Here is a 15,273-nt window from a genome sequence, read left to right on the forward strand (position 1 = left end):
ATCCGTTCTTTCGTTACAATTTGAGTTAAAACTATTTGTGAGTCAATAACGCCGCAGCATATGCGGGGTTTAGACTATGTAACCTTATATCAATTATCAGGCCAAATTGAAACGTCTTCAACGAAAAAATGCAAACCGGATCTTATTCCGGTTTGCATTTTTTTAAAGAAAAAAGCCGATGAGCTAAAACAAAAAATCCTCCCTGCAAAACCGCGGGGAGGATTTTTCTATGGTAGAACCAATATTATCTTACGAGTGTAACATCACCTTTGTAAGTTTCTACATAACCGTCAGGATAACCTACGCGAATGATGTAGTTGTAAGTGCCCATTTCCTGAGTAACACCTTTCCAGGTACCGTCCCAGCCTTTAGTACCATCTGTAGTACTGAAGATTTCTTGGCCCCAACGATTGAATACGCGGAATTCCATTACTTTCTGGAATGTCAGGTTCACGATCTTGAAGACGTCGTTACGGCCGTCACCATTTGGTGTGAACGCTGAAGGAATCATCAGATGATCACGATAATCGATGCTGATTTTCACACTGTCGATCTGACGACAACCATTGGTAGCAATACCAGTCAGGTAGTATACAGTCGGCTCAGTAGGAGAAGCAATCGGATTAATCACGTTCGGATTATTCAGGCTTGCAGTTGGCGACCAGTAGTAGAGGTACGCACCGGATGCAAGGAGCTGAACGCTCTGTCCGTATTTAATCATTGTATCGTTGTTCAGAATGTTCACATTTGGCAGTGGTTTCACTGTTACGTGCAACTTAAATGTGTCGTTACAGTTTACGCTATCACTTGTTACCAGGTAGTAGTCGCGATCTGCAGGAGGTGTCGCCAGCGGATCCTCACAATTGTTACAGCTCAGGCTTGTTGCCGGATTGAAGTTTTTGTCTTCGTACCAGTGGTAAGTGTAGCTGTTACGTGCGTGCAGGATTACTGATTCACCAGCACATACCGCTGTATCTTTTGGCCAGGTAATTACATTGTGAATCGGAACATAAATATCTACGGAGTCAACTACTTTACAACCGCTACGGCCTGCTGTAGACACATAGTATTTCGTGCTCTTAGCGATGTAAGCCAATGGCGTTGAACTTGTAGAATCAGACAAGAATGTACCAGGGCTCCATGTGAAAGTGAAAGGAACTGTATCAGCTTCACAATAGTTGAAACGCATTTGTGGCATTTCAGTATAAGCGTAAGGGCCGTAGAATGTTGGATTACTACCGCAAACGTTACCAGAGTAGTAGTATTCATTCAGCGTACTTACATAACCAGTGCTGATGTAGTAAGTATAGATCGGAGTGAATGTGCTCGCATTTGCGTAACAAACTTCTACAATCAGGTTCTGAGTAGTATCCCAGCTATATGGCGTATCGAAATCAAATTTCACATAACCATTCGCTGCAGCGGTAACCGTTACCGGACCTGTCGCAGTGTACACAGGTGTTGTACCAGACAGGAGACCTGTAGTAGCGCTCAGGTTTGATGCACCTGTACATTTCAGCGCAATTTTCAGATTGTTGATTGTAGCCGGACCAGAATAAGCCGGGTTCAATTTGAAGGCAACGCTTTTCAGTGTAGAAGAGTGTATACCACTTGTCAACAGATCCGCTTTACGCAGGAGGTACTGGTGTTTAGAAGTATTATAATATCCGTAGAACGGTGTACTGTTGTAGTTGGTCAGGTTTGCGCTCGGGAGCAGACCATCAGGAATTACATCGGAAGAATCCGGGTGTACACATGAAATCGTATCAAGCGTACCACAAGACAGATTTCTCAGCGGATTAGGTCCTGTAGTTTTTAAAGAGAATTCTTTATAACCCGGACGACACATAATAACCGGTGTCGACGGACTGATCGTTACTGTGTTTGAACTGTCAATATGAATCGTTACCGTATCCATCTGCTTACAATTGGCCGGCAGCTGATTATTAATGACGGACACCCTATATGACGTGGTACTGTGAACAATTGCCTGAGGATTATAAATATTCGGGTTATTGAGGCCTATCGCCGGACCGCCATTAACGTCTGTCCAAACATAAGAAAGACCAGAAATACCTGCAGAAGCTTCTAACTGAACCGGTTTATTATTGAGTGCGCAATAACCAAATTTATCAGGCCCCGCATCTACCCCGGTAATTACCTTAATAAGTACTACGAGATAGCTTCGGAATACGATTGGTTGCTGGTTGGTACAAGTAGAGTCAACTGCCTGAATAATCAGGATGTGATCTCCGATATCATTGTTAGTTGGATTCCATGAGAAATTACCAATTGGGTTACCACTGCCGTTGTTCGTTACTGTAAACAGTGCACCCGGAGTTGCAGTTGTGTCAGCGTATAAGCTTACAGAGTTGGTAGCAGACTGAGAGTGTGCCTGCATGCTAAACGAGAAGTTAGAACCAGGACAACCCAGAATTACGTTACCAGAAGAGGAAGTGAATTTACCCCCCTGTACGTTAATTGGAATACTGTCGATAACCGGAGCCGGAGAGTTACAACCAAGCACAGAAACCTGTACGTCACGGGTAATATAACCGAGACGTGTACCGGTAGTACGGTCGTACTCATAACAACGGAATGCCAGTACGAATTTACCCTGCGTAGTAGGAACAAATGTCGCAACACCACTCGTTGGGCTTACCGTATAAGGAGCAGATGAGTTAATCGGATTTGTCAGAGAAAAACCTGTGTTATAGCCGATTTCAGTGTTCGGACCACACAAACAGGTACCGGAACCGAATGTACAACCCTCCGGTTGTTTATTTTCGATACGCAGCGAGTCACCGTTTGGATCCACAGGTCCATTAAAGAACGCCGCTGCCTGGTTTTGACACAGATACGGAATTGGTTTTACTGTGAAACGCGGAGAACTGTTATTATAACGGAACGCGTTATTGATACCTACACGAATCGTGATATTCTGGCTACCTGCGTTACAGAGGTTTGCAATACCAGAGTTACGGCTACCATCAGTCCAGAGAATTTCCCAGTCATCGCTGGTATCAGGCAATGTGATAATCGTAGTGTATTCCGACATTACGAAACCCGGCCACTGAGAGCCCGGCACGCGGCAGGAGTTGATCGGAGCAAAGTTCGGACACAGCTGATCAAGCGTATCGCTACGGTGACCTGTACCTGCCGTATCCACTACAATCTGACCTACGCTGACCCCTAATTTTGTAGATGAATAACTGATGTACTCTGGATAGTAAAGATCAGAGTTGTTTGGCTCACACGCCTTGTACACATCCAATACAACCTTGTACTTAAGGTCTGTTGGGCCTGTACCGATGTAGGTTACATACATGTCCGCAGCCGCAAAGTGGGAAGCCAGTGCTTTGTCCACTCCCAGTGCGCACATCAGAAGTGCGAAACAAAAGAGAAGTTTCTTTGTGAATTTAAAATTAGAGATCATAGTCTGTCTCCTTTACAATTTGAATGAAAAATCGGTTTTAAAATTTGTAGGGCTGATAGACTATGCACCTTTTTTATGGTTCTCGTGGTGCCTATTATAAGTTTTTTGTTGCTTCGTTAAAATTGTTACGGCAGAAGCCTACCGTAACAACGTAATATTTCCTTGTTTGTAGAATCGTTTACCTGTTGGTGTTACCGCTTCAACCATGTACACATAAACACCCATTGGTTGCGGTTGTCCGTTCAGACGACCATCCCATCCATCATCCAGTCGGTTTGTTTCAAACATCTTAGCACCCCAGCGGTTGTAGATCACAAAAGACTTCAGTGTTACATTTCCTCTGTGTACTGGCATGATCACATTATTAGGACCGTTTCCTGGAGCAAAAGCGTTGGGTACATCGATATAAGATTCCGGAGAAACAAACACATCTATAGAATCTTTAACCCAACAGCCATACTCAGTAGTACCTGTTACAAAGTAGCGGGTATTTACGCCAGGCAATGCAATCGGGTTAGCAATGTTGGTAGCTGAAAGGCCTAGCGGCGGGAACCATGAGAAGTACAGACAGTTACCACCCGGATCCATCTGGTAAGATTCACCAGGGAAGATCGTCGTTGAATCTGGCAGATTAATTACCGCCATTGGTTTAATTGTAACATTCACAGTTGCTGTATCGGCACAATTATCTTTATCTCGTCCTACCACAGTATAGTCTGTAGTTGCAGTCGGATAAACTTTAGGATCAAAGCTGGTATCGTTGTCAATATAAGATTTCGGAGTCCAGATTACGGAAACCGCATCACCTGTTACGCGTAGTTGCGCTGTATCACCAGGACAAAGGAGCGTATCTGCAGATGCAGTAAGGAATTTAGGTTTCTTAACAGTCATCTGAATATCGTCTGACGCTTTACAACCTGCAGGTGTTGACGCAGTGAAAGTTAATGTTGTAGTTGATACCGCAGTAAACAACGGATGCAGTTTGGAAGGATCATCAAGACCACCGCCTGGATTCCAGTCGTAGATGTAATTAGGATAAGAAGACGGAGAAACTGTTGTCCATTGCAGCGTCATCGTATCACCATAACAAAGTGTCTGATCAGGACCTGCATATACTGTCGGTATTGGCTGCAGATCCAGGAAGAATTCCGAAATACTGTCGCGACAACCAGGATAAGATGCAGTCACAGTATAAAGATGTGATGTATCCGGTGTAATTGCCGGCGCCATATCAGTAGGACTTACCACGCCGTTCGTTGGAGTCCAGCTAAAATTATAACGGTTGTCACCCAGCAGTTTCACATTCACTGTGCTGCCTGCGCAGACTGCAGTATCCGGGGTATACAATTTGTAACCCTGCAGAACGCGTACACTGATGGTATCAAATGATGCACAACGTCCCAGACCACTTGGTGTTACTTTTACATAGTAAATGATATCTGTTGTAGGTGTTGCAATCGGATTCGGAATTGTATCATTGCTCAAACCCGTAGACGGAGTCCACTGCACATGGTAGTTTGTACCAGGTATCGGGTTAAGATTGATATTCATCTGCAACGAGTTGTTGATACATGTTGTGGTATCAGGCCCCGCATTAATTGGCGCAGGTGTTACAACTGTTACCGTCACCGTATCCTTATTGCGGTTACAATAAGAAAGGTTGTTTGACGTCACTACATATCGTGTTGTCATTGTCGGCTTCGCAACCGGACTTTTACAGTTGGTACAGCTTAATGTAGACAATGGAGAACCACCAGCCAGTACCGTCCAAGTAAACACAGACCCACCCACTGCTGTCAGCGTTGTTGAGTCACCCGGACAAATAGTGGTATCATTCATGATCTGAGTGATCGGCGCAATGTAAATCGGGATGATGAAGTTTTGCTGCATCAGGATTCCCGGCGGTTTACACGCTGAGTCTTTTACGATTACTACAAGGTTTCTAACACCTGTATCCAGCAAGCCCGGAGTCCAGTCGAAACAAGTATTTACAGAATCCGCGTAAGTATTATTGAATGTAAGCGTAGATCCCGGAGCAATTGCCGCATTGTTGGCAGAAACTACCAGGCGAGCTCCCGTATCTGTAGACTTAGAATCAAAACAGAAATGCAATGCCTGACCGGCACAACCCAGAATACGTCCGGAAGTGTCCGTTATCGCACCTGTGATTGAGCTGGCAATAGTGCCTAAGGTTGGCTGAATGTTGCTACAGTTGTTCAATACCACAATCTGGATATCGCGAAGCACCGAACCGATCAAAATACCACTGCGGTATTTTTTCACTTTAATCGTTACCACACTTGGCCCGCTTTGGTTGGGCGTAAATGACATCTGGCCATTTGTCGCATTCAGCACAAAGGTGTTACCGGTTGGGAACGGGTTATTTGTAAGATTATAAGTAGGTGTATTCAGAATGTCTGTAGTAGAGGGATTCGCCACACAAGTAAATGTATTGATAGAGCGTGGAGAAATCATTTCATAAGCCAGCGAGTCATTGTTCGGATCGATCGCACCATTATTATAGGTATACGGCTGATTAATACAAACGTAAGGAACTGGCTTTACAGAGAAGAACGGCGAAGACTGGCCCTGCGCGTTCAGATTATCCATCGTACAATCGATGTAAAAATACGGCTGACCAGTGTAGTTGTTCGCAGAGTTACGGGCGCTCAGGTAAGTGTAGAACGTCCACTTGTTACTTTGCGAAGGCATGATTACCGTAGCGGTAAAAACATATTCCTGATAGCCAGGCAATGTACTCGCACTGCTTGCACAACGAGTAGAATAGCCAGGACAACCTGTGCTGATCTCCACCGGACCACTGATCTGTGTCATGTTACCTGCCGTATAGGAAGTACCCGCTGCGTTATAATAACAGAGCGGGAACGGACCGGCACCGGTAGTACCGGAACAGTCACGGTAAAAATGCAGTGTGAATTGATAAGTTGAGTCATGCAACCACGTGTACGTGAGCTCCCCGCCCGCACAGTGTGTAGCTTTCGCAGATGAAGGCAACAAGAGCACGCAAACAAGAGCAAGACACAGATAAAGTAATGACGTAACTTTTTTCATGTTACTTTAATTATTTTTTAATCAATTTTTAACGCGACGGTAACAAATTTACCATTTCATGGCAATTATGCAACCCTTCTCACACTTATTGACCAACTAAATTTTGCTTTTACTGTCCCGTTAAAATGATTAGACAAAAAAACAGTGCATTAAGTTGGGTCGACAAGCAATTATTTTAGAAACTTTTTTAAATTATATATCAATTCCAAAAACTTATAACTTGTTCAACAATAGTGGTCACATTTAAATCCCGCATACATTTGAAGTGCTTTTTAGGACACTTGTCATAACCTAGCTTACTGCAGGGATGACAACGAAGCCCTTTTTTTTCCATAATGACCGACTGAGGAGCTACCCTATCTTTAAGATTATTAAAGCCGTAGTACGGGAACATGCCCATTTCCGGCGAGGTATTTCCCCAGAGCGAAATCACATTTTTTCTAAAAGCTGTCGCAACGTGCATCAGCCCGGTATCGTTTGTCACGACAACCTTAGCTCTTTTTACCAGGTCCGCCGATTCATTCAGATTAAATTTTCCGCAGGCGTTATATATCTTAATACTATCCTCACCTACTATTAATTGCCCTTCATCACGGTCTTCCGCCCCCCCCAGCAACATCACCGGAAATGGCACTGCTGCACAAAATTCTTTCCATTTTTCTACAGGAAACTTCTTAGTGTTATAAGACCCACCGATCACACAAGCCACATATCCAGCCCAATGACTCATCGGAATATCGTCATTGGTAATTTTTTGCGTATCCGGAATAAAATAATCCAGCCCCTGCCCGTCATTCCTGATTCCTAACGGTTTTACCGCCTCAAAATAGCGCTCCACAATGCTTTTATCCGGCATCATGTCAATCTTGAAATTAACCAGCAGCCATTTTTCAACGTTCAGTTTCGGAAAAGCGTGACTTTCAGCACCCAAGGCTTTTTTTACACGCGCAGTTCTGAGATTGTTATGAAGGTCGATCACATAATCATACCGCTCCTTTTTCAGCTCTTCGATCGTTTTATTGAGGTCGTCTTCGAGGTAAATGCATTTGTCAATATACGGATTATGTGCGACAACTGCGCGATAAGCCGATTTTGTCAGGTAATGCACCTCCGCATCAGGCCGCTGTTGTTTCAAACAACGCACTACCGGAGTAGTCAACACAATATCACCAATAGAAGAAAAACGTACTATAAGTACCTTCATTTTGAAAACATACAAAAGTTTAGCGCAAAGCGCAGAAAAGATTTTCAACAAATGTGGACAACCACATATCAATGAATTAATTAAGTTAAAAAGCAAAATACCCGACTGGCATTTTATTGCAAAATAATCAATTCACTATCAACACATTAAATCAGGCAATTCTGAATCCGCGCAAAAAATCAGCCACATTCATCCGTTTCTTCCCTTCCTGCTGTAATTCATCAAAATACAACCATCCGTCAGAGGCAGCAAAACGAAGATAAGTTTTGTGATCGGTGTCAAAAGTACCCGGAGTTAAGCCGGTTTCGACATTTTCAAAATGAGATTGGTAAACCTTAACGATTTTATCGCCAAGATCTGAATACGCTGCCGGATGTGGCGACATACCGCGAATCAGGTTATGAATACTTTCGGCAGTATTGTTCCAGTTGATATAAGTGTCTTCCTTAAAGATTTTCGGCGCGTGCTTCAACGTCGCTGCATTCATTTCAGTTTGCGGCATTTCCTTCAAACTACCTTCTGCCAAGCCTTTCACAGTTTCAATCAGCAATTTGGCCCCTGCATTCATCAGTTTTTCATACAGTGTACCAATATTATCTTCCGGCAAAATCGTTTCCTTATGTTGCAACAGCACATTCCCTGTATCTATTTCATGCTGTAATTTAAACGTGGTAACACCAGTTTCTGTTTCACCATTGATAATTGCCCAGTTGATTGGCGCCGCGCCGCGATACTGTGGCAAAAGTGACGCGTGCACATTAATGGTGCCCAACGGCGGCATATTCCAGATTACCTCTGGCAGCATTCTGAACGCTACAACCACATGCAGATCCGCATTCAACGATTTAAGTTCAGCTAAAAACTCCTCGTTCTTCAGTTTCGGCGGTTGCAATACGGCAATCTCTTTACTGTCTGCATAAACTTTTACCGCTGGCGAATGCATTTGCTTGCCACGGCCGGCCGGCTTATCGGGCGCAGTAACAACCGCCACTACATTCGCTCCCGCTTCCACCAGAGCGGCCAAAGAGGCTACGGCAAAATCGGGCGTTCCGAAAAAAACTATTCTTAAATCTTGAAATGATCGCATGATCTCACAAATTTAATACAATACACTTGCTCTAACCAGTAATGCAAATATTATGTTAAGTGTTTATCGTCAGCCATATGTGGTTAAACTTTACTACCTTGACCCCGTCTATGTTACAACTGCAGCGAATATGATGCCTATCGAGGCCCAACAAGATGACCAGCAATTACTAATCGCATTCCGGGATGAAGCGACCCGCGAAAAAGCGTTCACCCTACTGATAAAAAAATATCAGGAGCGTTTGTATTGGCATATCAGAAGAATGGTAACGGAGCATGAGGATACTAACGATATTTTACAGAACGTATTTATCAAAGTCTGGAAAAACCTTTTGATTTTCAGAGAAGAATCAAACCTCTATACCTGGCTCTACCGGATTGCCACCAACGAAACGCTCACCTGGATTGACCAGCAGAAAAAAAGAACTGCTTTTTCACTCAGCGATCATGAAAGTGCGCTGGCAGACAAATTGGTAGCACAGAAAGGATTTGATCCCAACAAACTGGAATGGCGGTTACAACAGGCGATACAGGCATTACCGGACAAACAGCGCATTGTTTTTAATCTCCGTTATTACGATGAGATGCCTTATGAAGAGATGGCCAAAGTGCTTGATACTTCGGTAGGTGCACTAAAAGCTTCTTATCATCACGCAGTGAAAAAAGTAGAGGCTTTCATCAAAAATGATTAAACCATTTCGCCATCAGAAAGTCAATAGATAAATGAACATTCATAACGACATAGTAGAGGAACTGAGCGCCTGGAATAGCCCACTGGCTGGGATGTCGCGTAAAATGCCCTATGAAATTCCAGATGGATATTTCGAGGCATTGAGTGATCGTATTATTGCAATTCAGGCAATAGAAAACGGGCTTCTGCCTCAAGTGGCCAATCCGCCATTTGCGGTTCCACAAGATTACTTCGAGAAAAATCCGGAGGTGATTATGAACCGTATCGAAGCAGAAATGCTTGCCGGTTTTCCGAAATCAAATCCATTCACTGTTCCAGGAAATTATTTTGAAAATCTTTCTGCCAATATAATGGCTGCGGTAGAAAACGAAGCAGATCATGAACCGGTAGAATATAAACCAATCCGCAAACGAAAGATAAATTTCTGGGGGTCCATCAGATGGGCCGCTGCAGCAATTTTGATCAGCAGCATAGGTATTGGTTCTTATAAAATGATTTATCCGGTCAGCCCGTCTGCAGAACATCGCATGTCCCGAATTTCAACAGATACGATCGGTGCATTTGTACAGGCAAACCTGGACGAATTTGATGCCGATATGCTGGAGAATAATGTTGCAACTGCGAAAACGGTGCGCCAGGACGAATATCATTCGCAAATCAACAAAATCGACAAGAATGAAATCATCCAGTATCTGAATGAAACCGGATGGAGTGAGAAAAATGAAACTAATTAATATTTTACAAAGAGATTGAGACCTATGAAGCGCTTGTTGCTTATTATTTTAATCATTGCCGGATTTACAGCCAGCAATGCACAACCACAGAAAGAACGCTTTGAGCGGATTCATGCTGCCAAAGTGAGTTATATTACCGACAAACTGAATCTTACTTCAGAACAGGCTGCTCGTTTCTGGCCAGTTTACAACCAATACGACGACGCCATCAGATCGTTGCGCCGCAGCTATTTTGACAAGTATGGTCAGCCCGGACAAAACAAGACTCTTAGCGAGGCAGAATCGCGCAAGTACATTGACGATAATCTAAATTTTCAGGAAGCGCAACTTAACTTGAAAAGAAAGTATAAAGATGAGTTTTTGAAAGTACTTACGCCACAACAACTGGCACAGCTCTATCAGGCAGAAAGAGATTTCAAAGGCTTGCTGCTGCAGCAACTTAAAGACAAAAACGAAACTAAAAAATAGAACACGAAACAACGAGGGCGACCGTTTTGGTCGCCCTTATTTTTTTATCGTTAGCTCAACACCGCAACTGGTGTGGTTACATCGTGATAAAACAGAAATTTCCATCCTTCTCTTCTACCCTCTTCACCGTATTGCTCACGTAAAGCCATTGCTTTTTTTCCGTCAAAATCGTACTTCGCTACATACTTCATTTTCATCTGCTTCAGCTGTGGTGCTTCGTCTCCACCGTAAAAAACCTTATCCGAACCATCATCAATTAAATAAACAATATGCTCCGGACAGTGGCCGCCGGAATGTGTGTATGTGATATAATCATCAATCAGGCCACTCTGTCCATCCAACCAGTGAATTTTCGCAGTAGAAAGCAAAGCTTCTATTTCCTCAGGATGATAAGAAGGGTAACCCGTTTTCAGCGCGTAATCCGCCTCCGGACGATATACATAGTACTCTGCATTTGGAAAAGTTGGCTTCACCAGCCCGTTTGCATCTTTCTGTAATACGCCACCAGTGTGGTCTTTGTGCAGATGAGAAAGTAATACTTTCGTTACATCTTCATAGCTGTAACCAGCCTGCGCAATGTTTGCATGAATCTGCATAATGCCGTCTTTTCCGGAGAAACCTAAACCTGCATCAAGAACGATCAGATCTTTATCCGTCACTACCAGAAACGGCTGCACTTCTACCAGCAACGAACCCGTAGAGCGGTCAGTCAGTTCATCATTATTGAGATCGAAAGGAATAAATTGTTTGTCGCGACCAACCGTAAAAACGCCTTCGGACAAAGGAAATATCTTAGCCATGGATAAAAAGTCAAAATTCAAAGTCAAAAGCAAAATTAAGCTAAAAGCTCAAAGCGTAAGACTTAAAGCCGCTCAGCGCGGGCTATAGGGAGATTTAATATTTTGATAATCGATTAAACAATGACAATGCGCCAATGCTTGTCAAACGTCAGGACCCTCTACGCACCTCTGTGAGAAAAACACGCGCTGTGTCCTTTGCTCCCTTATGCATCTTTGCGGGAAAACCGCCCGCGGAGGAATTAGCGAAGGCTTATCGTATCATGACCTGCCTGTCCATATCCAGTCGGAGCATGATAAACACCAGAATACTGAACGACAACAGAGATGAACCACCATAACTCAGGAATGGCAATGTAATACCAATTACGGGTGCTAAACCGATGGTCATGGAGATATTAATAGCAAAGTGAAAAAACAAGATAGAAGCGACGCAATAGCCATAAATACGACTAAATGCGGAACGCTGTCTTTCGGCCAGATGCACCAGGCGTAACATCAGCGTGATGTATAACCCGATCAAAACAAAACTGCCGGCAAAACCGAATTGTTCCCCAATAGAGCAGAAGATAAAATCCGTGTGCTGCTCCGGGACAAAATCATTTTTAGTAGAAGTACCATTTAGCAAGCCTTTGCCCCACAAGCCACCAGAGCCAATTGCAATCTTCGACTGACGCACATTGTAATCCGTGTCCTTTTTCTTGGCCTTCTCCATTTCACCAGGCGTCGGCTCTTTTCTAAATTCGTCCGGCACTTCCTGACCAAGCATATTGTAGATACGCTCTACCTGATAACCGTGCATTTTCTTGAAAGCGAAAGGAACAATTACCTGCGAAAATAAAATACACGCTCCCCAGATCGCCAATATCAGAATACGGGCTACGGCATCGCGTTTCAGTGTTTTTCGAATTAATACACCGATCAGAACAGCTAATACTGTTATGATAATGAACAATATTTTTCCCGAAATCAATAGCGTTCCCAGCGTAAGTCCAACCAACGAAAATCCTACGATCAGCACCGCATTCGGCAACCCTTCACGGTACATCACCAGGAAAAAAGAAAAGTACACAAGTGCAAGACCGGTTTCATTTTGGAGGATGATAATAAGTGCAGGCAACATAGCAATACCCACGCCAATCATACGGTCTTTAAGCGTTTTAAAATTGGTTTCCGGCATGGAAAGAAAACGTGCCAGTGCCAATGATGTAAATATTTTAGCAACCTCGCCCGGCTGAAACGCAAAGCCACCAATACCCAGCCAGGAATGTGATCCTTTCACATCCTTACCGGCGAATATGGTTATAACGAGCAGAAATATGGCTATCGTGTATGACAAAAAGGCTATGGACGAAAAGAACTTACTGTCCGTCATCAAAATGATAATGCCGACAAAAAGTGAAGGTCCCAGCCAGATTGCTTGTTTTACAAAGCTTTTGCCCGGCATGAAAAAACTAGGATCAGTGCTTTTGTACTCCACAGAAAAAACCGCCAGCAGACCAATGCCTACCAGCAACAGATATAAGAACAACGTAAACCAGTCGATACGGTTGGCAAATGTTTTCCTGTTTACACTACTGCTCGTCATGAAAGATTTCTATTTTTAACGGATTGCCGGTATTTTATTTTTTTCTGTAATAGTATTTGTCGACTACGAACTGCACTTGTCTCCATCTTCTCGCCTGCTCAATGCTGTCAGCCATTTGCTGCGCTTCCATTTTTCTCATTTCTCTGAGACGGTCTTTAGCACGTTGCGCAGAGTCGAGAATGTACACATATTTACTGATCACATTGCCTTTAAACATCCGGTCTTCGAGCGCTTTACGGTTTGTAGCAATCGTATCGTTCAGATATTTTTCAATCATTAAACTGGCGATCGGACCGGCCCATGTAGCACCATAACCGGCGTTCTCTACTGCTACAGCGATCGCAATCTTCGGATTAGTTCGAGGCGCAAAAGCAACGAACATTGAGTGGTTTTGCAATTTTGTGGCAACACCGTTGATGTTTGCTTTGTTTTCTACCGTACCGGTTTTGGCACAGATATCAATACCTGGAATCTGCGCCACTTTTGCCGTACCGCGCTCCACTACGTCTTGCATACCCAATGCTACAATGGCGTAATTGGTATCCGGAATATGCGTTACCACCTCCTTCTCGAGATAAGGAGCCAGTACTGTATCCTTTGGATTATTGTTGATGGCGCGCACAAAATGCGGCTTATAATAGTACCCGTGATTGGCGATAATACACATTGCATTCGCCATCTGCAGCGGCGTTTCAGCCAACTCACCCTGCCCCATACCAATGAATACGTTGGTACAGGAGTTCCAGACACCACGATACATTTTGTTGTAGGCGTTTGAGTCGAACAGTGTACCGCCGATCTCATATGGAATATCAACACCGATCGGATGTCCCATACCGAAGCTGAACATATGTTCGTACCAGTCTTCAAGGCCTTTTTTCACACCACCGAATTTTCCCAGATCTACCGAACGACGGTAGACATCACAGAAATACGAGTTACAGGAATTGGCCAACGCCAAACGAAGATTAGCAGCGTGACCGCCCCCCGAGTGCGTACAGGCGATTCTCCGGCCACAGGCATAATAGCCTCCGGCACACGGATAGCCGAACGAAGGTGTAATCGCACCGACATCCAGCCCTATAAGCGCGGTCATCGGCTTCTGCGTAGAACCCGGGTTATAAAATGCTTTGATAGCGCGGTTAAACAATGGCTTGGTCGCCAGACTGTATAAATCAGAGAAGTTTTTAGCACGATCAGAACCACGCAACAGATTCGGGTCATAGCTTGGACTGCTTACCATCGCAAGAATACCGCCGGTTCGCGGATCTATAGCAACGATGCTACCAAGCTTATTCTGCATCAGCTTTTCACCGTATTCCTGCAATGCCTGATCGAGATATAGTTGCAGACTCCGGCCAGAAATAGCTGGTGTATCCAGCGCACCTTTTTTGTAGGAATCACGCGGACGGTTGAAGTTATCTTTCTCCAGATAGTTTACCCCACGCTGTCCGCGCAACACTTCTTCGTAAGAAAGCTCCAGACCATCTTTCCCGACGTAATCACCTTGCAGATAAGATGAAAACCGTTCCGTCTTCAACATGCCCGGCGAAACTTCACCGATAAATCCAAGCACCACGCCGGCAACCGGTTTCGGATAACTGCGAATGGACCGTTCCAACAACTGAAAGCCATTGAACTGGTAAGCATTTTCCTGAAAGCGCGCCGTCTGCGAAGGACTGAGCTGTTGAATAAATACGCCTTGACGCATTGGTCCATTAAAGAATCTTGCCTTCTGCAAAAGTTTGTTGTACGTCGCAGTATCAATGCCCAGGGCATTGCAGAACTGCATCGTATCGATGGTTTTGGACACTTCATTCGGAGTGACCATCAGATCGTACACTTTTTCGTTGAAGCAAAGCACTTTCCCCTTCCGGTCATAGATCACACCACGTGGCGGATACATCACTTTCCGGAAGATTGCAATGTCATTTGCCATGACCTTGTACTTATCCTCAAAGAGTTGCAGAAATAAAAGACGGACCAGCATCACCAAAGCGATGCCGATGAAAATAAACCTGACTACGTATTGACGCGGGTTGGCCGCAAGAGACATTTGTTGTGAATTAATTTTTTGGCTAACAGCTACAAACCTAAGGCAAAAAACCCACTTTTAACGCGTGTTACAGCCTAATGAAATGTTTATTTTTTGGGGCAAAAAATACATGATTAAAAAATTTCTTTGAAAAAAGTTTTG

10 protein-coding genes are annotated in these 15,273 nt (G+C 44.0%); 3 read left to right on the plus strand and 7 right to left on the minus strand.

Annotated features, from left to right (window positions below; translation table 11 throughout):
* Window positions 1-244 precede the first annotated feature (244 nt).
* The 4 genes from DN068_RS04095 to fmt all read right to left on the minus strand — a co-directional run bounded on the left by DN068_RS04095 (window position 245) and on the right by fmt (window position 8,799).
* Window positions 245-3,382, minus strand: a complete 3,138-nt coding sequence (locus DN068_RS04095; protein WP_165836273.1) for a gliding motility-associated C-terminal domain-containing protein — start codon at window positions 3,380-3,382, stop codon at window positions 245-247.
* Between the two features lie 192 nt (window positions 3,383-3,574).
* Complete coding sequence (locus DN068_RS04100) at window positions 3,575-6,508, minus strand: T9SS type B sorting domain-containing protein (protein ID WP_110997624.1); 2,934 nt, start codon at window positions 6,506-6,508, stop codon at window positions 3,575-3,577.
* Window positions 6,509-6,707: 199 nt separating this feature from the next.
* Window positions 6,708-7,712, minus strand: coding sequence for a glycosyltransferase family 9 protein (locus DN068_RS04105; protein WP_110997625.1), 1,005 nt, complete (start codon window positions 7,710-7,712; stop codon window positions 6,708-6,710).
* 151 nt (window positions 7,713-7,863) lie between these two features.
* Window positions 7,864-8,799 carry a methionyl-tRNA formyltransferase gene (gene fmt / locus DN068_RS04110; RefSeq protein WP_110997626.1) on the minus strand — a complete coding sequence of 312 codons (936 nt, stop codon included), beginning with the start codon at window positions 8,797-8,799 and terminating at the stop codon, window positions 7,864-7,866.
* A 130-nt stretch (window positions 8,800-8,929) separates the two neighbouring features.
* Between fmt and DN068_RS04115 the strand changes: the two genes are divergently transcribed.
* The 3 genes from DN068_RS04115 to DN068_RS04125 are packed head-to-tail and all read left to right on the plus strand — an operon-like array spanning window position 8,930 to window position 10,691.
* Window positions 8,930-9,490: an RNA polymerase sigma factor gene (locus DN068_RS04115; protein WP_243630087.1), complete on the plus strand. Its 561-nt coding sequence runs from the start codon at window positions 8,930-8,932 to the stop codon at window positions 9,488-9,490.
* A gap of 31 nt (window positions 9,491-9,521) precedes the next feature.
* On the plus strand, window positions 9,522-10,223 hold the full coding sequence (locus DN068_RS04120) for a hypothetical protein (protein ID WP_110997627.1): 702 nt from the start codon (window positions 9,522-9,524) through the stop codon (window positions 10,221-10,223).
* 24 nt (window positions 10,224-10,247) lie between these two features.
* On the plus strand, window positions 10,248-10,691 hold the full coding sequence (locus DN068_RS04125; protein WP_110997628.1) for a Spy/CpxP family protein refolding chaperone: 444 nt from the start codon (window positions 10,248-10,250) through the stop codon (window positions 10,689-10,691).
* A gap of 50 nt (window positions 10,692-10,741) precedes the next feature.
* Here DN068_RS04125 and DN068_RS04130 read toward each other — a convergent pair whose 3' ends face one another.
* From DN068_RS04130 to mrdA, 3 genes are all read right to left on the minus strand, one after another.
* Window positions 10,742-11,491, minus strand: coding sequence for an MBL fold metallo-hydrolase (locus DN068_RS04130; RefSeq protein ID WP_110997629.1), 750 nt, complete (start codon window positions 11,489-11,491; stop codon window positions 10,742-10,744).
* Window positions 11,492-11,741: 250 nt separating this feature from the next.
* A complete protein-coding gene (gene rodA / locus DN068_RS04135) occupies window positions 11,742-13,076 on the minus strand; it encodes a rod shape-determining protein RodA (protein ID WP_110997630.1) in 1,335 nt (444 codons plus the stop codon).
* A 34-nt stretch (window positions 13,077-13,110) separates the two neighbouring features.
* Window positions 13,111-15,132, minus strand: coding sequence for a penicillin-binding protein 2 (gene mrdA / locus DN068_RS04140; protein WP_110997631.1), 2,022 nt, complete (start codon window positions 15,130-15,132; stop codon window positions 13,111-13,113).
* Window positions 15,133-15,273 lie beyond the last annotated feature (141 nt).

Origin of the sequence: Taibaiella soli, assembly GCF_003236175.1 — a bacterium.
Classification (GTDB): Bacteria; Bacteroidota; Bacteroidia; order Chitinophagales; family Chitinophagaceae; genus QKTW01.